This window comes from Rhodoferax sp. (assembly GCF_039922535.1).
Lineage (GTDB): Bacteria > Pseudomonadota > Gammaproteobacteria > Burkholderiales > Burkholderiaceae_C > Rhodoferax_B.
Genome location: NZ_JBDTEM010000099.1, coordinates 1 through 18,718, shown reverse-complemented (window position 1 = coordinate 18,718; position 18,718 = coordinate 1). Strand labels below are relative to the sequence as shown.

At 64.2% G+C, this 18,718-nt stretch carries 15 protein-coding genes and 1 pseudogene; 14 read left to right on the top strand and 2 right to left on the bottom strand.

All coding sequences use genetic code 11. The features are described 5' to 3' along the window. The 8 genes from ABI213_RS04570 to ABI213_RS04535 form a co-directional block, all read left to right on the top strand. The coding region (locus tag ABI213_RS04570; RefSeq protein ID WP_348026235.1) for an ABC transporter substrate-binding protein at window positions 1–926 on the top strand (926 nt) is incomplete at its 5' end. Between the two features lie 10 nt (window positions 927–936). After that, window positions 937–1,728: an ABC transporter permease gene (locus tag ABI213_RS04565; protein WP_348005817.1), complete on the top strand. Its 792-nt coding sequence runs from the start codon at window positions 937–939 to the stop codon at window positions 1,726–1,728. Window positions 1,729–1,732: 4 nt separating this feature from the next. Continuing rightward, on the top strand, window positions 1,733–2,563 hold the full coding sequence (locus ABI213_RS04560) for an ABC transporter ATP-binding protein (RefSeq protein ID WP_348005818.1): 831 nt from the start codon (window positions 1,733–1,735) through the stop codon (window positions 2,561–2,563). Next, window positions 2,560–3,294 (top strand): urea amidolyase associated protein UAAP1, encoded by a 735-nt coding sequence (locus tag ABI213_RS04555; RefSeq protein WP_348005819.1) that lies wholly within the window; start codon window positions 2,560–2,562, stop codon window positions 3,292–3,294. Before ABI213_RS04560 ends, ABI213_RS04555 begins: the two co-directional genes overlap by 4 nt. After that, complete coding sequence (locus ABI213_RS04550) at window positions 3,291–3,944, top strand: urea amidolyase associated protein UAAP2 (protein WP_348005820.1); 654 nt, start codon at window positions 3,291–3,293, stop codon at window positions 3,942–3,944. Before ABI213_RS04555 ends, ABI213_RS04550 begins: the two co-directional genes overlap by 4 nt. Before the next feature lie 133 nt (window positions 3,945–4,077). Next, window positions 4,078–7,683 (top strand): urea carboxylase, encoded by a 3,606-nt coding sequence (gene uca, locus ABI213_RS04545; protein WP_348026233.1) that lies wholly within the window; start codon window positions 4,078–4,080, stop codon window positions 7,681–7,683. 2 nt (window positions 7,684–7,685) lie between these two features. After that, window positions 7,686–9,488 (top strand): allophanate hydrolase, encoded by a 1,803-nt coding sequence (gene atzF, locus ABI213_RS04540; RefSeq protein WP_348026231.1) that lies wholly within the window; start codon window positions 7,686–7,688, stop codon window positions 9,486–9,488. A 90-nt stretch (window positions 9,489–9,578) separates the two neighbouring features. Beyond that, window positions 9,579–10,868 carry a DUF445 domain-containing protein gene (locus ABI213_RS04535; protein WP_348005823.1) on the top strand — a complete coding sequence of 430 codons (1,290 nt, stop codon included), beginning with the start codon at window positions 9,579–9,581 and terminating at the stop codon, window positions 10,866–10,868. 98 nt (window positions 10,869–10,966) lie between these two features. On the opposite strand, the gene ABI213_RS04530 is transcribed toward ABI213_RS04535, so the two are convergent. Further along, window positions 10,967–12,385, bottom strand: a complete 1,419-nt coding sequence (locus ABI213_RS04530) for a DUF5666 domain-containing protein (RefSeq protein ID WP_348005824.1) — start codon at window positions 12,383–12,385, stop codon at window positions 10,967–10,969. Beyond that, window positions 12,382–13,260, bottom strand: coding sequence for a DUF6502 family protein (locus ABI213_RS04525; RefSeq protein ID WP_348005825.1), 879 nt, complete (start codon window positions 13,258–13,260; stop codon window positions 12,382–12,384). Before ABI213_RS04525 ends, ABI213_RS04530 begins: the two co-directional genes overlap by 4 nt. 140 nt (window positions 13,261–13,400) lie before the next feature. Here ABI213_RS04525 and ABI213_RS04520 point away from each other — a divergent pair, with 140 nt between their 5' ends. The 6 genes and pseudogenes from ABI213_RS04520 to ABI213_RS04495 all read left to right on the top strand — a co-directional run. Next, entirely contained in the window at window positions 13,401–13,820 is a 420-nt protein-coding gene (locus ABI213_RS04520; RefSeq protein WP_348014577.1) for a hypothetical protein, read from the top strand. A gap of 122 nt (window positions 13,821–13,942) precedes the next feature. Next, window positions 13,943–14,152 (top strand): annotated as a pseudogene (locus ABI213_RS04515) (DUF445 family protein); the annotation flags it as partial. Window positions 14,153–14,166: 14 nt separating this feature from the next. Beyond that, entirely contained in the window at window positions 14,167–15,201 is a 1,035-nt protein-coding gene (locus ABI213_RS04510; RefSeq protein WP_348005827.1) for a S1/P1 nuclease, read from the top strand. A gap of 156 nt (window positions 15,202–15,357) precedes the next feature. Beyond that, window positions 15,358–16,206, top strand: a complete 849-nt coding sequence (locus tag ABI213_RS04505) for a gamma-glutamyl-gamma-aminobutyrate hydrolase family protein (protein WP_348005828.1) — start codon at window positions 15,358–15,360, stop codon at window positions 16,204–16,206. A gap of 91 nt (window positions 16,207–16,297) precedes the next feature. Further along, window positions 16,298–17,671, top strand: coding sequence for a glutamine synthetase family protein (locus tag ABI213_RS04500; protein ID WP_348007789.1), 1,374 nt, complete (start codon window positions 16,298–16,300; stop codon window positions 17,669–17,671). A 33-nt stretch (window positions 17,672–17,704) separates the two neighbouring features. Further along, a partial coding sequence (locus ABI213_RS04495; RefSeq protein WP_348026229.1) for an aminotransferase occupies window positions 17,705–18,718 on the top strand: 1,014 nt, incomplete at its 3' end.

Below are 18,718 nucleotides of genomic sequence, written 5' to 3'. Positions count from 1 at the left end.
CGGCTGGCATCACCACGCCCGCTGCCGCTGAAATCAAGGTCGGCGTGTCCGACTGGCCCGGCTGGGTGGCCTGGTACGTGGCCGAGCAAAAAGGCTTCTTCAAAAAGAACGGTGCCGATGTCAAGCTGGTCTGGTTTGCCAACTACACCGACTCCATTGGCGCACTGTCGTCCGGCCAACTCGATGCCAATTCGCAAACCTGGTCCGACACGCTGGGCCCCTTGGCCAAGGGCTTGCCGCTCAAAGCCATTCTGGTCAACGACAACTCGGCCGGCAACGACGCGCTGATGGTCGGCCCCAAGATCACCTCGTTTGCGCAGCTCAAGGGCAAAAAGGTGGCGCTGGAGCAGTTCAGCATCTCGCACTTCGTGCTGGCCACGGCCCTGGCGAAGAACGGCATGAAGCTGGGCGACGTGAAGATCGTCAACCTGTCCGCAGGCGATGCCGCCGCCGCCTTCATCAGCGGCAAGGTGGATGCCGCCGTGCTGTGGAACCCCTGGGTGCACCAGATCGAGGCCAGCGGCAAAGGCAAGGCCTTGTTCACCTCCAAGGACATGCCCGGCCTGGTGCCCGATCTGCTGGTGGCGCAAGACAAAGCCATCCAGACCAAACGCAAAGAGCTGGTCGGCATGATCAAGGCCTGGTTCGAGACCGAGAAGTTCATCCGCGAGCAGCCCGCCGAGGCCGCCAAGATCATGTCCAAGGTGGTCAGCATGTCGCCCGAGGAATACACCGTGTTCCTGCCTGGCACCAAGTTCTTCGATGCCGCCGCCAACACCCAGGCCTTTGATGCCAAGCAGGCCCTCTCTTTGGCCAGCACCGCGCCCACCATCGCCGCCTTTTTGACGCAGTACAAGCTGATCGAAGGCAAGCCGGATGCCGCCAAAGGCATAGACGGCACGCTGCTGCAAGACGCACTGAAGTAAGGCCACCACCATGTGGTCCAAGCTGTGGTCGATACGACTGCCGATCTCGCGTCGCAGTTACGGCATGTTGGCGCTCATCGGCCTGGTGGTTCCGCTGCTGGGCTGGGCGCTGCTGGCGGCCTTTGCCGGGGTCAACCCGGTGTTTCTGCCCGGCCCGCAAAAGGTGGTGGCGCGCGTCATCACCTGGGCCGTGGAAGACGACCTGCTGGGCGATGCTGCCATCAGCACCCTGCGCGTGGTCACCGGCTGGGCGCTGTCGGCTCTGCTGGCGCTGCCGCTGGGTCTGTTCATCGGTAGCTGGCGCGCGGTGCAGGCGCTGCTGGAGCCGCTGACCGACTTCATCCGCTACATGCCGGCCGTGGCCTTTATCCCGCTGGTGATGCTGTGGGTGGGCATTGATGAAGGCGCCAAGGTGGCCATCATCTTCATTGGCACCTTCTTCCAGATGGTGCTGATGGTGGCCGAGGATGTGCGCCGCGTGCCCATGGCGCAGATCGAAGCCGCGCAAACCATGGGTGCCACCCGCCGCGAGGTGCTGGAGAAAGTGATTCTGCCGTCCGCCAAACCGGCGCTGCTAGACACCTTGCGCATCACCATGGGCTGGGCCTGGACCTACCTGGTCGTGGCCGAGCTGGTGGCCGCCAACTCGGGCCTGGGCTTTGCGATTCTGAAGGCCCAGCGCTTTTTGCAGACCGACAAGATCTTCGCCGGGATTTTGCTGATTGGCTGTATCGGCCTGGCGATTGACCAGCTGTTCCGCCTGCTGCACCGCAAGGCTTTTCCCTGGATGCACACAAGGTAAGGCCATGAAAATCGAATGCAAAAACGTCTGGAAATACTTCGGACAAACCACCGCGCTGAACGATGTCAATCTGGGCATCGCCAACAACGAGTTCGTCACCCTGGTCGGCGCGTCCGGCTGTGGCAAGTCCACCTTGCTGCGCACCCTGGCGGGCCTGGAAACGCACAGCAAGGGCGACGTGCTGGTAGATGGCAAACCCATCACCGGGCCGGGGCAAGACCGGGCCATGGTGTTCCAGCACTACAGCCTGTACCCCTGGCTGCGGGTGTCGGAAAACATCCGCTTCTGCCGCCAACTCAGCGCCCACACCCAGAACCGCAGCAGCGCCGACGTAGAAGCCGCCTCGGGCCGCGCCGACGCGCTACTGCAGCTCATGGGGCTCACGGCATCGGCCAGCGCCTACCCGAACCAGCTCTCGGGCGGTATGCAGCAGCGGGTGGCAATTGCGCGTGCTCTTATGGGCAAGCCGCAGATCCTGCTGATGGACGAGCCCTTTGGTGCGCTGGACGCGCAGACCCGCGAGGTGATGCACGACCTGATCCTGCACGTGCACCGCCTGGAGCGCACCACCATTGTGTTTGTGACGCACGACGTGGAAGAGGCCATCTACCTCGGCCACCGCGTGGTGTTGATGGCGCCGCGCCCTGGCCGTATCGACTCTATCTACGAGGTGCCACTGCCTGCCAAGCGCGAACAGGACATGAAGCTCGCTCCCGAGTTTTTGCGCCTCAAGCGCCAGCTGCTGGACCGCATCCGCGAGACCTCCGGCATGAAAACCGACCTGGACCAATTGCAAAAACTCACGCAAATGGCCGACGAAAGGACCCCTGTATGACCCCCATCCCCGCCAACCGCCTACTGTGGGAAGAACACCTCCCCGGCGGCAACCACTGGTCTGGCCGCCTGCGCCGTGGCACGGCCCTGCGCCTCACCGATCTGCAAGGCGGCGTCAATGTCTCCGCGCTGTTCTTCAACGCCGAGCAGCCGCTGGAGCGCTACAACATGCCCGACACGCTGAAGTCGCAGCACACCGGCTTCCTCACCGCAGGCTATGTCTGCCAGTCGGACATGGGCCGGGTTTTGTGCTCCATCACCGCCGACAGCCTGGGCTGGCACGACACCTGGTGCGGCGTGAGCGACGCGGCCATGGTGCGCGCCAAGTACGGTGAAAAGAATTACCAGCAACACCGCAACGCCATGCTGCGCAATGGCCGCGACAACCTGCTGATCGAGCTGGCCAAGTGGGGCCTGGGCGCGCGCGACCTGGTGCCCACGGTCAACTTCTTCAGCAAGGTGGTGCCCGATGCAGACGGTGCGCTCAGCCATGTGCCCAGCCATAGCCCGGCGGGCAGCTATGTCGATTTGCGCTTCGAGATGGACACGCTGGTCGTGCTGAGTAGCGCACCGCATCCGCTGGATACCAATCCTGTGTATGCCCCCTCTGACGTGCAGCTCACTGCCTATCGCGCTGACCCCGTGGCGGCAGACGATGCCTGCCGCACCCAGTGCCCGCAAAACGGCCGGGCTTTTACCAACACCGAATGCTACTGTGGAGTTGCCGCATGAGCCGCCTGAAAGAAAGCCCATTGAATCCGGCCGACGCCGTACTCGACCAAACCTGCCTGGCCGGCGACCCCTGGATGGCCACCGTGCGCGCGGGCCAGACCTTCCGCATCCTCGACCTGGAAGGCAACCAGGCGGTGGACACCTTGTTCTACAGCGCAGCCAACGGTGACGAACGCTACAGCGCGGCCGACACCATCGCCCGCAACGGCCAGCTGTATCTGGGTCTGGGCTCCAAGCTGTACTCCAGCGAAGGCCGGGTAATGTTGACCATCACGGCAGACACCTGTGGCCGCCACGACACGCTGGGCGGTGCCTGCTCCAGCGAGAGCAACACCGTGCGCTACGCGCTGGACAAGCGCCCCATGCACAGCTGCCGCGACAGCTTTATGCACGCCATTTGCCATTGCCGCGAGGCGGGCGTGCTGGGCCTGGGTAAGCGCGACATCGCCCCCAACATCAACTTCTTCATGAACGTGCCGGTCACGCCCGACGGGCACCTGAGTTTTGAAGACGGCATCTCCGGTGCGGGCAAGTACGTGGAGCTGCGCGCAGAGATGGACGTGGTGGTGCTGATCTCGAACTGCCCGCAGCTGAACAACCCCTGCAATGGCTACAACCCAACGCCTATTCGCTTATTGGTCTGGAATTGAGTTGCTATTGAATTCGTAGCTGCTTGCGCAGGTAGTACCTGTGCTAGAGGCCTATTTTGCTTAAATTTTCCCACGGGACGACTCGTGGGCGCTATTGACCCGGCGGGACGACCCGCTCCATCAGGACACCCCCATGTTCGATACCGTTTTGATCGCCAACCGCGGCGCCATCGCCTGCCGTGTGATCCGCAGCCTGAAGGCGCTGGGCCTGCGCGCGGTGGCCGTGTATTCCGAGGCCGATGCCGATTCGCTGCACGTGGCCATGGCCGATGCTAGTGTCTGCATCGGCCCGGCACCGGCCGCGCAAAGTTATCTGGACCCGCAGCGCATCCTGGACGCGGCCAAGGCCACCGGCGCGGGTGCCATCCACCCCGGCTATGGCTTTCTGTCGGAAAACCCGGACTTTGCCCAGGCCTGCGAAGACGCTGGCATTGCCTTCATCGGCCCCACGCCCGCACAGATGCGCGCCTTTGGCCTGAAGCACACGGCGCGTGCGTTGGCCGAGGCCCAGGGCGTGCCTCTGCTGCCCGGCAGCGGCCTGCTGATCGACCTGGCACAAGCGCAAAGCGAAGCCGCGCGGATTGGCTACCCGGTGATGCTGAAAAGCACGGCCGGCGGCGGCGGCATCGGCATGCGCCTGATCCGCAGTGACGCTGAAATGCCCCCCGCGTTCGAGGCCGTGAAGCGCTTGGCCCAGGCCAACTTCAAAGACGCAGGTTTGTTCCTGGAAAAGTTCGTCGAGCGCGCCCGGCACATCGAGGTGCAGCTGTTCGGCGACGGCAAAGGCCGGGTGGTGGCCCTGGGCGAACGCGACTGCTCGGCCCAGCGGCGCAACCAGAAAGTCATCGAAGAAACCCCAGCGCCCGGCCTGTCCGATGAAACCCGCGTGGATTTGCAGCAAACCGCCGTGCGCCTGGCCGAAGCCGTGAACTACCGCAGCGCCGGCACAGTGGAATACGTGCTGGATGCCGACACCGGCGCGTTCTATTTCCTCGAAGTTAACACCCGCCTGCAGGTAGAGCACGGCGTGACCGAGCAGGTGACGGGCGTGGACCTGGTGGCCTGGATGCTGAAGCTGGCGCGGGGTGATGAATTCACGCTGGACGTGCCTGAACCGCAAGGTGCCTCCATCCAGGTGCGTCTGTACGCCGAAGACCCGGCGCGCAACTTCCAACCCTGCGCGGGTGGACTCACGGAAGTCGTTTTCCCCTCCGATGTACGCATCGAAACCTGGGTCGCCACCGGCAGCGAGGTTCCGCCGAATTACGACCCGATGATCGCCAAGCTCATCGTCACCGGCAGCGACCGCGCCGATGCCGTGGCCAAGCTGCAAGCCGCGCTGGCCGATACGCGGCTGGCGGGCATAGAAACCAATCTGCGCTATCTGCGCACCGTGGTGGCCGACCCGGTGTTTGTCGAGGGTCGGATGGTCACGCGCAGCCTGGCCGATCTGCATTACCAGCCCAATGCCTTCGAGGTGCTGGAGCCCGGCGTGCAGACCACCGTGCAAGACCACCCAGGCCGCACCGGCTACTGGGCGGTGGGGGTGCCGCCCTCGGGGCCGATGGACGACTTGGCCATGCAGTTGGCGAACCGCTTGGTCGGCAACGCAGCCGGTGCCGCCGCACTGGAGTGCACGCTCAGCGGCCCCAGCCTGCGCTTCCACCACGACGCGGTGGTCGCTGTCTGCGGCGCAGCGATGGCCGTCACGCTGGATGGCCAGCCGCTGGCCCTGTGGCAGTCGCACACGGTGAAAGCGGGCAGCGTATTGAAGCTGGGTGCGGTGGTCGGCGCCGGTGCGCGCACCTACCTGGCACTGCGTGGCGGGCTGGATGTGCCGCTGTACCTGGGCAGCCGCGCCACCTTCACGCTGGGCCAATTTGGCGGACACGCCGGGCGCACCTTGCGCGTGGGCGACATGCTGCACATGGGCAGCGATGTCGCGGGCGAGGTGTTGGCTGCATTGCCTGCAGACACCATCCTCACCTACCAAAACCACTGGGACATCGCCGTGCTCTACGGCCCGCACGGCGCGCCGGATTTCTTCACCGATGCCGATGTGCACATGTTCTTCGGCACCGACTGGCAAGTGCACTACAACTCCAGCCGCACAGGGGTGCGACTCATCGGCCCCAAGCCCACATGGGCGCGGCGCGATGGCGGCGAGGCGGGCTTGCACCCGTCGAACATCCACGACAACGCCTACGCGATTGGCGCCATCGACTTCACCGGTGACATGCCCGTCATCCTCGGCCCTGACGGCCCGAGTCTGGGCGGCTTTGTCTGCCCCGCCGTGGTGCTGGCCAGTGAACGCTGGAAGATGGGCCAACTGCGCCCCGGCGACACGGTGCGCTTTCGCTGCGTGACGGCCGCCGAGGCCCAGGTTTTGCACGCCGCGCAGCAAAGCCGCATCAACCAACTGGTGTGGGCTGCACCCGATGTGCCGCTGCGTACCGAGGCCGTGGGCTCACCCATCCTGGCCCAGCGCGCCGCCCAGGGCGAACGCCCAGCCCTGGTGCTGCGCCAGGCGGGTGATCGCTACGTGCTGGTAGAGCTGGGCGACGCGGTGCTCGACATCGCGCTGCGCATGCGCGTGCACGGCCTGATGCTGGCGCTGCAGGCACAGGGCCTGGCGGGCATAGTTGATCTGACGCCCGGCATACGCTCGCTTCAAATACATTTTGAGCCGTTAGCGCTGGATGTACCTGCGCTGATAGCTGCGATTTTTGTAGCAGACGATGCGTTGGGCGATACCGAAGACTTGGTAGTCCCATCGCGTACCGTCTACCTGCCGCTGAGCTGGGACGACAGCGCGACCCGCCTGGCGATCGAGAAATACATGCAGTCCGTGCGGCCCGACGCGCCCTGGTGCCCCAGCAACATCGAGTTCATCCGCCGCATCAACGGCCTGGCCGATATCGACGCGGTTTACCGCACGGTGTTCGATGCCGCGTATCTGGTGCTGGGCCTGGGCGATGTCTACCTGGGCGCGCCGGTCGCCACGCCGCTGGACCCACGGCATCGCCTGGTCACCACCAAGTACAACCCGGCCCGCACCTGGACGCCGGAGAACGCGGTGGGCATAGGCGGCGCTTACATGTGCGTCTACGGCATGGAAGGCCCTGGCGGCTACCAGTTCGTCGGCCGCACGTTGCAGATGTGGAACCGCTGGCGCGATGCGAATAGCGGAGCCCCGGCCTTCGAGCCCGGCAAGCCCTGGTTGCTGCGCTTCTTCGACCAGATCCGCTTCTACCCGGTGGGTGAGGAAGAGCTGCTGCAGATCCGCCGCGACTTCCCCGCCGGCCGCTACCCGCTGCGGGTGGAAGAGGGCACGTTCAATTTGCGCGACTACCGCCAGTTTTTACACACCAACGCCAACGACATCGCCGCCTTCCGCGCGTTGCAAGGCCAGGCGTTTGAGGAGGAGCGCGAACGCTGGCGCATCGCGGGCCAGGCCGAGTACGTGGGCGAGCCCGAGGTGGCCGAAACCAATTTGCTGGACGCTGACCTGCCCGAGGGCGCACGCAGCGTGGCGACTGCTGTCCCCGGCAGTGTGTGGAAGCTGCTGGTGAATGAGGGCGACGTGGTGACCGAGGGCCAGCCGCTGCTAGTCATCGAGTCGATGAAGATGGAATTCACCGTGGCCGCGCCGAGTGCTGGCACGGTGTGGCGCGTGGCCTGCCGCGAAGGCGGGGCGGTTTCCGCCGGGCAAAACGTGGTGGTGTTGGTAGGAGCATGAAGATGACAAAGACAGAAATTTCGCTGAACATCGGCAGCCTGCAACAGGCCTACGCCTACGGCAACCTGACCCCGCTGCAGGTGGTGGAACAGGTAGTGGCAACGATTGGCGACGACGCGCACACGGCGTGGATTCATCGCATAGACATCGCCATGTTGCGCGAGCGCGCCCAGGCCCTGATGGCACGCGGCCCCGAAGGCTTGCCGCTGTGGGGCATCCCCTTCGCCATCAAGGACAACATCGACCTGGCCGGTGTGCCCACCACGGCGGGTTGCCCGGCCTATGCCTACACGCCCGAGGTCAGCGCCACCGTGGTGCAGCGCCTGCTGGACGCGGGCGCCATCGCCATTGGCAAGACCAATCTGGACCAGTTTGCCACCGGTTTGAACGGCACGCGCTCACCCTACGGTGCGTGTCGCAACGCCTTTGACCCGGACTACGTGTCCGGCGGCTCCAGCGCGGGCTCGGCGGTGTCCGTGGCGCTGGGCCAGGTGAGCTTTTCGCTGGGTACCGACACCGCAGGTTCGGGCCGCGTGCCGGCTGGTTTCAACAACCTGGTCGGCCTGAAACCCAGCCTGGGCCTGCTGTCCACGCAGGGCGTGGTGCCGGCCTGCCGCTCGCTGGACGCGGTGTCCATCTTCGCGCTGACGGCAGACGATGCGCAGCAGGTGTTCGCCGTGGCCCATGGTTTTGATGCGCAGGATGCCTACTCGCGCCCCGCGCAGCCGCATGGTTTTGACTTTGGCCACGCGGCAAATGTGCGCATCGGCATTCCGCGGGCGGACCAGTTGCAGTTTCTGGGCGACGCGGGCTACGCCGCCTGTTTTGCCGAAGCACTCGCGCATGCCCAAAACCTGGGTGCCGAGCTGGTCGAGATCGACTTTGAACCCTTCTTCGAGACCGCCCGTTTGTTGTATGAAGGCCCCTGGGTCGCAGAGCGCTACCAGGCCATCCGCGCCTTCATCGACGCACAGCCCGAAGCTGTGTTCCCGGTCACGCGCGAGATCACGTTGGGCGGTGCCAAGCCGCTGGCAGCCGACGCCTTCGCTGCCCAGTACCGCCTGCGCGCCCTGCAGCGCCGCTGCGCAGAAGCTTGGTCGCAGATGGACTGCATCTTGGTGCCCACATCGCCCACCATCCACCGCATCGCCACCATGCTGGAGCAGCCTATCGCCCGCAACAGCGACTTCGGCATTTACACCAACTTCGTCAATCTGCTGGACTACGCAGCCATCGCCGTGCCGGCCAGCTTCCGCGCGGATGGACTGCCTTTTGGCGTGACCTTCATCGCCCCGGCGCACCAGGACCAGCCGCTGCTGCACTTGGCCCAGCGCTGGCAGAAAGCGCTGCAGGGCAGGGCGGCCACGCTGGGTGCGACTGGCCACAGCGCCAAACCCCATGAAGCTGCGACGGCGGTGCCGTCCGGCCAAATTCAGGTGGCGGTCTGCGGCGCGCATCTACAAAGCCAGCCGCTGAACCCGCAACTCACCAGCCGAGGTGCCCGCTTGGTGCAGCGCACGACCACCGCTCCGGTCTACCGGCTGTATGCGTTGCCGGATGGCAAACGCCCCGGCCTGGTCCGCGTCGCCGAGGGTGGTGCCGCTATCGAGGTAGAGGTGTGGGAGTTGCCCGGCGCGCAGTTCGGCAGCTTTGTGGACGGCATCCCCGCACCGCTGGGGATTGGCCGCACGCTGCTGGCCGATGGCAGTGCGGTGGCAGGTTTCATCTGCGAGCCAGAGGGGCTGGACGGCGCACGGGACATCACCGCCTTTGGCGGCTGGCGTGCGTACCGGGTACAGGGGTGAAATTGATATAAAAAATACGGCTGGCGCATACTGCACCTGCGCTGACTGCTATTAAATTTGTACTTCGGTTCGAACGGCTATGCTCCTGCCATGCCCTCTACCAAAGACCCCCGCCGCCAGTCCTTGCGCCGCATGCAGTGGTTTGCAATCGCCCTGCTACTGGCATCGCTGTGCGGTCTGCTGCTGAGCCATGGGATGGGCGGGCAGGGTGGCTGGGGCTGGCTGCGGGCGTTTTGCGAGGCTTCGGCTGTTGGCGCGTTGGCCGACTGGTTTGCGGTGGTGGCCTTGTTCCGCCATCCGCTGGGGATTCCGCTGCCGCACACGGCCATCATTCCGCAGAGCAAGGAGCGCATTGCCGACAGCCTGGCCGACTTTGTGCGCGACCACTTTCTGGACCCGCAGACACTGCTGGCCAAACTCAAGGTGCTGGACCCGGCGCAACGCCTGGGCGAATGGCTGCGCGACCCGGCGCGGGTGGGCTTTTGGGTCAAGGAAGCCCAAAGCATGGCGTTGGGGCTGCTGAATGTGTTTGACGACGCGCGCATGCAGCGCGCCACCTTGGAGCTGGTGGTGGCGCAGGCGCGGCGTTGGGACGCAGCGGCCACGGCGGGCGAGGTACTGGGCCTGCTGACGCAGGACGGGCGGCACAACGAACTGCTGGATGCCGGGCTGGTCAAGCTGGGGGACTATCTGGCGCAGCACGAGGTCAAGGCCGCGGTATCGCAACTGCTGCTCAAACATGTAAGCAAGGAATGGCCCAAGGTGGTGGGCATGGTGGATGCGGTGGCCTCTACCTCCACCGCCAAGCTGGCCGACAGCATGGCGGAGAAGCTCAGCGCCTCGGCCCTGGACGAGCTGCGCGAGGTACTGGCGCAACCGGAGCACCCTGCGCGCCTGCGCTACCAGGCCTGGCTGGCCGACTACATCACCCGCCTGCGCGACGACCCGGCCTTGCGCCAGGCCTGCGACGACCTGAAAGAACGGGCATTGACCGACCCGGCGGTGCGCCAGTTTGTAGCCTCACTGTGGACCGACATCAAACAGTTGCTGCAAGACGATCTGGCCGATCCGCAATCCGCCATCGCCCGCAACATGGAGGCGGCGTTGGGTGCCGTGGGCGAACGGCTGGCCAGCGACACCAGCCTGCGCGAAGCCATCAACGAACATGTGATGGCCGCCGCAGGCCAACTGGCGCTGAGCTTGCGCGCAGGCGTGACCACGCATATTGCGCAAACCATCAAGGGCTGGGACGACCGCCAACTGGTGCAGCAGCTGGAGCTCAGCGTGGGGCGAGACTTGCAGTTCATCCGCGTCAGCGGCACGCTGGTGGGCGGGCTGGCGGGGCTGGGTCTGCACGCACTGGTGGTGTGGCTGGCGTGAAACAAAGAGCCATACCTCTGCGCGGTGCCACTCTGGATGCCGGGCTTGCCTGACTTTGCTAACGGGTTCCAAACGTTCAACCTGTTGCCTTGGCCTACTTATTTGCCTTTGCCTTTCCCGCCAGAACTACCAGAACCGCCGGAGCTACCAGAGCCACTTGAACCACCGGAGCTGCCGGAGCCACTGGAGCTTCCAGAGCTGCCCGAGCCACTAGAACTGCCCGAACTCCCGGAAGAGCCCGAGCTTTCGCTGCCGCCGGATTTTCCGCTGCTCCCCGAGCTGCCGCTGTTACTGCCTTTGCTGTCGTCCCCCGCTTCCGTTTTGCCGGAGCTTTGCGAGCCGGAGTTATCGCCGGAATCGTCAGAGCTGCTGCTTGTGCCGGTGCTCCCGTCTTTTTTGCTGTTTTGGGACTTGCTGCGTCTGGCTTCGCTGTGCCGTACCTCAATATGCTGCACGGTGACACGGTCGTTGTTATCGCGTAGTCCGGTGACCCGCACCCGCTGTTCTTGATCGCCGCTCAGCACGGCACGTTCCGCGCTGGGTACCGTTGTAGCCAGTGCCATGCGGCCTTGGCCAATGTCCACGCTGTCCTTTGATGCAGATCGGACATAGCCTTCGAGCACGACGCGCCCAACTTGCCCCATTGCTTTGCGCGTGGGCTGCGTCTGCACGGCAGCGGCAAGCAACTTTTGCCCGTCCCAGGTGCCATGGATCTGGACTTCTTGCCCGCCATTTGCGGCACGCCAAGCACGCAGCCCGTCAAAAAAGCCCAGTTGCTTCGTTAGTACCGTGGCGCCACCGATCCGCATAGTGCCTTGTGCACCCTGTTCTGCCGGGCCGGTGAGCATTGCTTGCGCCTGGGGTGGCACGGCCTGCAGGTGTGACATCTCGATGCTGCCGTCGCTAAGACGCAAGCCGCTGACGCGCAGCCATTGCCCGGTGTGCAGGCCTGCTAGCTGTGTCGCATCACCGCTCCAGTGCACGGTTTGTCCTAGCAGCTTCAGTTCACCTCGGGCCGCGTTCACGGAGTCCACGGGGCCGATGGCCAGGTGCTGCAGCGCGATCTGCTGCGCTTGCAATTCGTCCGCCTGGCCTAGTGCCGTGACGACGACCACTTGGCCCACAGACAGCGCGCTGGCTTGGGTGGGTACTCCGTTGTCGTTGATCGGGGTGGTAGTGTCGTAATGAACTTCTATCCCGTTGACGCAGATGCTGGCAAAACCAGTAATCACGCCCACGATACCGGTGCCCCCTATGCCACCGTTGTCTGGCAGTGCGGCATTGCCAATACCCGTGCCACCGATGCCCGGTTTGACGGCAACATCGCCCGTGCCACCAAGACCTGGGCGCAGCGCGCTGTCTCCAGTACCGCCGACTCCCGGCGAAAAAGCCTGGGGACTAGTGGGCGAGTCGCTTTTTCCGCACACGTTGGCAGCAAAGGTATTTGGTGCGCTGAGCAGGGCGGCTAGCACCGCAGCGGCTACAGCGGTTGGAAGGCCGAACCAACGGTGGGTCAAGGTGTTGCTCCTGGTGCCGGGGTGGGCGTGGTATCGGCATCCGCAGCCACCGGCTCGGCGTAAAAGTACACGCCGAAGGTCATGCGATGGCGGGGAGTGCTGGTGGTGGAATCTGCTTGTTCCAAGGCCAGCGCATTCTTGTTGACAGCCAGCAGGGCTTTCATGGCGGCGTCTCGGCTTTGCCCGGCCAGCACGGCGATGGAGGCTTCGCTGAGCGCGTCATATTGCACGCTGCGCTCCAAAAACGGCGGCTTCCCACCTAGCAGGTTGCTGGCGGCGGCGGCCGCATGGTCATGCAGGTTGTGGCCAAAGTAATAGGCTTTTTCGTCAAACCCTTCGCTGGGTACAAAGGCTTCGGTATTCAGGCATACACGGTTGGCGGTATCGATATGCACCACACCGAGGCGTAGCCACTCGTCCAGTACTACGCGCGAGCGGATGTCGCTGTTCACCCCTGCCACCAGGCTTTCGAATGACTGCGCGCCGCCGTCACTGGCGAAGCGCGCCAGGGGCAGGGGGCTGCCGTCTTCCTGCAGGTAACGCGGCGTTCCCAGCCAGACGGCAACCAACTCAGCGCCGAGGGAAACCACGTCTGGTACAGCTTCTGCGGCCAACTGCAATTCGCCACGCAGGCGGCTCACGTCTTTGCGGTGCACGCCTGTCATGAGGCTGATGCGGCTGTCCGTAGGCGGTTTGTTCTCCAGGCGGAATTCGCTTTCGGCGACGTCTACAAACAAATTTTTCAACAGCTCCGCGAGGTAGGGGTAGGTAATGCCTTGCGACAACATGACACGTACCACCGGGCGCAGAACCTTGCGCAAGGCGCGGACGAGGGACGTTGGTGGTCCCGCTGGGGAGGTGCTAGAGGTATCCATGGCTTAAATGTAGCGTGTCTGTGGGAAAAAATTACACAAAAAATCTTGCAGTGGGAAAATTTCCCGCATATAGTGAGATCGTGTGTGGGAAAAAATCACACATAAATGTTCTAACAACCGTCTTTTAAAGGAATCACACCATGAACTCCCTTCGCACCGCCTTCGTAGCCACGACTGCCAGCCTGTTCCTCGCACTGGCCTCTGCCCCGGCCATGGCAGACAAGGGGGGATCTCACGGCTCCTCCGGCTCGTCTGGTAAATCTTCTTCGGGTTCGTCGTCTGGCTCGTCGTCGTCTTCTTCCTCTGGTAGCTCATCGGCATCGCGCTTGGCATCCAGCGACGATTCTGGTGGTAGCCGCGTGGGTCGTGGCACCGATGACGCGGCAGGGCATGTACGCCAGGCACGAGGTACCGACGACGCACCAGGGCACGTCCGCCAGGCCCGTGGTGTCGACGATGCACCTGGCCACGTCCGCCACGGACGAGGCGCAGACGACGCGGCGGCCAACGGCACTACAACCCAGACCACAGGCAGCACGGCAGCCTCTGGAGCGCTCTGACCGCACCATCTGGGTAGCTGGGCAGGCACTGTGATGTGCCGGCTTTCTTTGCTTTGCGTGGTTGCCAGGGCCAAGGGCGTGAACCTGGGGCCGCGCGGCTTTGAATATGGGGTGGATGGGCGCTGGCCGCTGCAGGCCAACTGGCGCTGAGCCTGCGCGCGGGCGTGAGCACGCATATTTCGCAGACTATCAAAGGCTGGGACGACCGCCGACTGGTGCAGGAGCTGGAACTGAGCGTAGGGCGGGACTTGCAATTTATCCGCATCAGCGGCACGCTGGTGGGTGGCCCGGCGGGCCTGGCGATCCATGCCATGGTGGTTTGGGCGGGCTAAGAAAAGGGCTGACTATGTTTGTCAAAAGATGCATTGCGGCGGTGTGTGCGGCGGCCAGCCTGTTGCCGCTGTCCGCCTTGGCCTGGGGCCACCAGGGGCACATGCTGGTAGGAGCCATTGCCGACCAACTACTGACCCCACAGGCCCAGGCCGGGCTGCAGCGCGACATGGGCTTGACCCTGGCGCAGGCGGCGCCCTGGGCGGACTGCGCCAAGGGCGTGGGCCTGGGTACCCGCGGTTTTGAGTACGCTGCGGACGAGCGCTGGCCGTCGCCCGCCTGCACCCGCTTCGAGACCGCCGAGGGCGTGAAGGCCATGCAAAGCTATGCCTCGCGCAACTGGAACACTTGCGGCCAGCCGCGCGATTGCCACAAAACCTACCACTACGCCGACGTGGCCTACCAGCACCGCCGCTACAAAATGGGCTACGTGGGCACCAACGACCACGATCTGGTGCATGCCATCAACGCTGCCATCGCCGAGCTACAGGGCAAACCAGTGCCACCGCCGTTCAGCATCACCAGCCGGGGCGAGGCCTTGCGGCTGCTGGCGCACTTCGTTGGCGACCTGCACCAGCCGCTGCACGTAGGCGCGCTGTACCTGGACGCGGCGGGTAGCACCGTTGACCCAGATGCGCCCGACGCGCCGGGTAGTACCGAAGTACTGGAAACCCGGGGCGGCAACAGCATCGACATGGGCCATGGCAACAACCTGCACGCGCTCTGGGACGACATCCCCGACGGTCCGCGCGCCGATGCCGTGCCGGCCAACATGCTGCAGGCCGCGCGGAAGTTGCGTAAGAGCCGGGCGGGCTTGGGCCGTTTGGCGCAGACCTGGGCCAGCGACACCGTGGCGGTGTCGGGTGCGGCGTTTACGGGTTTGTCGGTGGGGCCGGCCAGCATCGACAAGGGCAGCCGCGTGTGGCCTGCTGTTTTAGCAGACCCGGCCGACTACCGAGCCCGGCAGCAGGCTTTGCAAATCGAGCAGCTCACCAAGGCCGGGGCACGCCTGGCGCAACTGGTCAATGCCCTCTACGCCGTGCCCCATTGAAAGCACAGTTTTAACCATGAAATTGGCCTCTGGCGCAGATTCCAGGTGCACAACCAGCTACAAAAAATATAGTGTGTGCCGCGCCAGGACGTAAAGCGTCGGTTACAGTGAAGGCGATCACGGATAGCCCACACTTTCTTCTGGACCTTGGTTGGCATGACCTCCACCTCAGACGCAATCACCGCTAAACCTCCGACAACGCAAAGCCCTCCGGTAACGCAGCGCCCCCTGGTATGGCTGCCGCTGGACCACCGCCAGCGTGGCGGCGACGACTCTTCCTTGCCCTACCTGTACCTGGGTGACAAATACGCCCGCGCCGTGCGCGACGGTGCCATGACCCAGCCGGTGAGCTTTCCGCTGGCCGATGCGGCCGATATTCCGGCCTTGTTGGCTTTGGTGGATGGCGTGGTGCTGACCGGTTCGCCGTCTAACGTGCACCCCTCCCATTTTGGTGAACCCGTGGCCGACGCTAGCCTGCCGCTGGACCCGGCCCGCGACACCCTGACCTTTGCGCTGGTGCGGCACTGCATTGCCCTGGGTGTGCCGCTGCTGGGCGTGTGCCGGGGATTCCAGGAAATCAATGTGGCCCTGGGTGGCAGCCTGCACCAAGCCGTGCACGCCTTGCCCGGCATGATGGACCACCGAGAGGACGAAACTGCCCCTTTGGCAGTGCAATACGGCCTAAGCCACGACTTGCTTGTCGCCCCCGATTCCGCCATGGCCCAGTGGGCGGGCGGCGTGCTGACCCAGGTGAATTCACTGCATGGACAGGGCATTGCGCGGCTGGCACCGGGCTTGCGTGCCATTGGCCACGCACCCGACGGGCTGGTCGAAGCGTTCGAGATCAGCGGCGCACCGGCGTTTGCCTACGCGGTGCAGTGGCACCCCGAATGGCGCTGGTCCGAGAACCCTTTTTATACAGCGATATTTGCGGCCTTTGGGGCCGCGTGCAGATCACGCAAGCGTGAAAAAGCACTTACGCAGCGCCTGGCGGGCGCTACCTAAGTGAAGTGAAAAAACGGCTTACGCAGCGCTCAGTACCTAGTGTGGGCGCTCCGTAAGTCATAGCAACCTAACCCAACCGGAGAAATTGCCTATGGCCGATGTCAAAAAAGAACACATGAGCTTCAACGACCTGGAGAACTGGCTCAACCAGCGCCGGGTGACCGAGGTGGAATGCCTGGTGCCCGACCTGACCGGGGTAGCACGCGGCAAGATTCTGCCCCGCGCCAAGTTCACCGAAGACCGCGGCATGCGCATCCCCGAAGCCGTGGTGGCCATGGGCGTGACCGGCGAATTACCGTCGCAAGGCCCTTACTACGACGTAGTCAACCCCACCGACCGCGACATGCAGCTGCGCCCCGATGCGTCCACCGTGCGTATCGTCCCCTGGGCTACCGACCCCACGGCGCAGGTGATCCACGACTGCTACGACCGCGAAGGCAAGCTGGTGCCGTTTGCCCCCCGCAGCGTGCTGCGCCGGGTCTGCGACCTGTACGCCGAGATGGGCCTGGAGCCGGTGGTGGCGCCCGAGCTAGAGTTTTACCTGGTGGCCCGCAACACCGACCCTAACACCGTGCTGCGCCCGCCGATTGGCCGCAGCGGCCGGGCCGAAACCTCGCGCCAGTCGTACAGCATTGACGCAGTGAATGAATTTGACCCGCTATTTGAAGAGCTGTACGACTACTGCGACAAGATGGAGCTGAACGTGGACACGCTGATCCACGAAGCCGGGGCCGGGCAGATGGAGATCAACTTCTTCCACGCCCACCCACTGGGCCTGGCCGACGAGGTGTTTTTCTTCAAACGCACGGTGCGCGAGGTGGCGCTGCGCCACGACATGTACGCCACCTTCATGGCCAAGCCCATCGAGGGCGAGCCCGGCAGCGCCATGCACGTGCACCAGAGCCTGGTCAACAAAACCACGGGTAAAAACATCTTTAGCAACGACGATGGCACCCCATCCGAGGCTTTCTTCCACTACATCGGCGGCCTGCAGCGCTACCAGCCTGCCGCCATGGCCCTGGTGGCCCCGTACGTCAACAGCTACCGCCGCTTGTCGCGCAATACGGCCGCCCCCATCAATATCGAATGGGGCTACGACAACCGCACTGTCGGCATCCGTTCGCCCATCTCCAGCCCGCAGGCGCGGCGCATTGAGAACCGCGTGATCGGCGTGGATGCCAACCCCTACGTGGCCATGGCCATGACGCTGGCCTGCGGCTACCTGGGCATGCAAAAGAAGATCAAGCCCAAGGCCGAGATGAAGGGCGATGCCTATCTGGCGCCGTTTTCACTGCCGCGCAGCTTGGGCGAGGCGCTAGACCTGCTGCGCAACGAAACCGACCTGCACGACATCCTGGGCAAGGAGTTCATCACGGTCTACACCGAAATCAAGGAGCTGGAGTTTGAAGAGTTCATGAAGGTGATTTCGCCTTGGGAGCGCGAGCACCTCCTATTGCACGTTTGATGCACGTCTGATCTTCATCTACAGAAAACGCCTATGCCAAATACCATTGATACCGCAGCCATCCAGGCGCTGGACAGCGCCCACTTCCTCCACCCCTTCACCGACTTCCAGGACCTGAACGCACGGGGGGCCAAGGTCATCACCCGTGCCGACGGCATCTACATCTGGGATTCGGAAGGCAACCGATTGCTGGACGCGATGAGCGGCCTGTGGTGCGTCAGCGTGGGCTATGGCCGCAAAGAGCTGGCCGATGCCGCCTACCAGCAAATGATGGCGCTGCCCTACTACAACAGCTTCTTTCAAACCACCAATGTGCCCGCTGCCACTCTGGCCGCCAAGCTGGCCAGCTTGGCACCCAAGGTAGACGGGCGTGGCTTTGAGCACGTGTTTTATTCCTGCAGCGGCAGCGAAAGCAATGATTCGAATGTGCGCATGGTGCGCCGCTACTGGGACCTGCTGGGCCAGCCGCAGCGCAAGGTGATCATCAGCCGCCACAACGGCTACCACGGCAGCACCATGGCTGCGGCTTCGCTGAGTGGCATGTCGGGCATGCACGCGCAAGGCGATTTGCCGATCCCCAACATCACCCATATCGAGCAGCCGTACTTTTTTGAAAATGCCGAGCCGGGCGAAACGGCAGACGCGTTCGGCTTGCGCGCGGCGGGCTGGCTGGAGGCCAAGATTCTGGAAGTCGGACCCGACAAGGTGGCCGCCTTCATCGGCGAGCCGGTGCAGGGCGCGGGCGGGGTGATCATCCCGCCGGCCACCTACTGGCCCGAAGTCCAGCGCATCTGCGACAAATACGGCATCCTGCTGATTGCCGACGAAGTCATCTGCGGCTTTGGCCGGCTGGGAGCCTGGTTCGGCTCCGAGCTGATGCACATCAAGCCCGACCTGATCACCTTCGCCAAGGGCGTCACCTCGGGCTACGTGCCGCTGGGCGGCGTGCTGGTGGGCGACCGCGTCGCGGACGTACTCATCGAGCGCGGTGGCGACTTCAATCACGGCTACACCTACTCGGGCCACCCTGTGGCCTGCGCGGTGGCC

What these genes read in the sequence shown, in the direction of transcription:
- ABI213_RS04565 (WP_348005817.1), top strand. Translation starts at nt 937, where the DNA reads ATGTGGTCCAAGCTGTGGTCGATACGACTGCCGATCTCGCGTCGCAGT.
- ABI213_RS04560 (WP_348005818.1), top strand. Translation starts at nt 1,733, where the DNA reads ATGAAAATCGAATGCAAAAACGTCTGGAAATACTTCGGACAAACCACC.
- ABI213_RS04555 (WP_348005819.1), top strand. Translation starts at nt 2,560, where the DNA reads ATGACCCCCATCCCCGCCAACCGCCTACTGTGGGAAGAACACCTCCCC.
- ABI213_RS04550 (WP_348005820.1), top strand. Translation starts at nt 3,291, where the DNA reads ATGAGCCGCCTGAAAGAAAGCCCATTGAATCCGGCCGACGCCGTACTC.
- uca (WP_348026233.1), top strand. Translation starts at nt 4,078, where the DNA reads ATGTTCGATACCGTTTTGATCGCCAACCGCGGCGCCATCGCCTGCCGT.
- atzF (WP_348026231.1), top strand. Translation starts at nt 7,686, where the DNA reads ATGACAAAGACAGAAATTTCGCTGAACATCGGCAGCCTGCAACAGGCC.
- ABI213_RS04535 (WP_348005823.1), top strand. Translation starts at nt 9,579, where the DNA reads ATGCCCTCTACCAAAGACCCCCGCCGCCAGTCCTTGCGCCGCATGCAG.
- ABI213_RS04525 (WP_348005825.1), bottom strand. Translation starts at nt 13,260, where the DNA reads ATGGATACCTCTAGCACCTCCCCAGCGGGACCACCAACGTCCCTCGTC.
- ABI213_RS04520 (WP_348014577.1), top strand. Translation starts at nt 13,401, where the DNA reads ATGAACTCCCTTCGCACCGCCTTCGTAGCCACGACTGCCAGCCTGTTC.
- ABI213_RS04510 (WP_348005827.1), top strand. Translation starts at nt 14,167, where the DNA reads ATGTTTGTCAAAAGATGCATTGCGGCGGTGTGTGCGGCGGCCAGCCTG.
- ABI213_RS04505 (WP_348005828.1), top strand. Translation starts at nt 15,358, where the DNA reads ATGACCTCCACCTCAGACGCAATCACCGCTAAACCTCCGACAACGCAA.
- ABI213_RS04500 (WP_348007789.1), top strand. Translation starts at nt 16,298, where the DNA reads ATGGCCGATGTCAAAAAAGAACACATGAGCTTCAACGACCTGGAGAAC.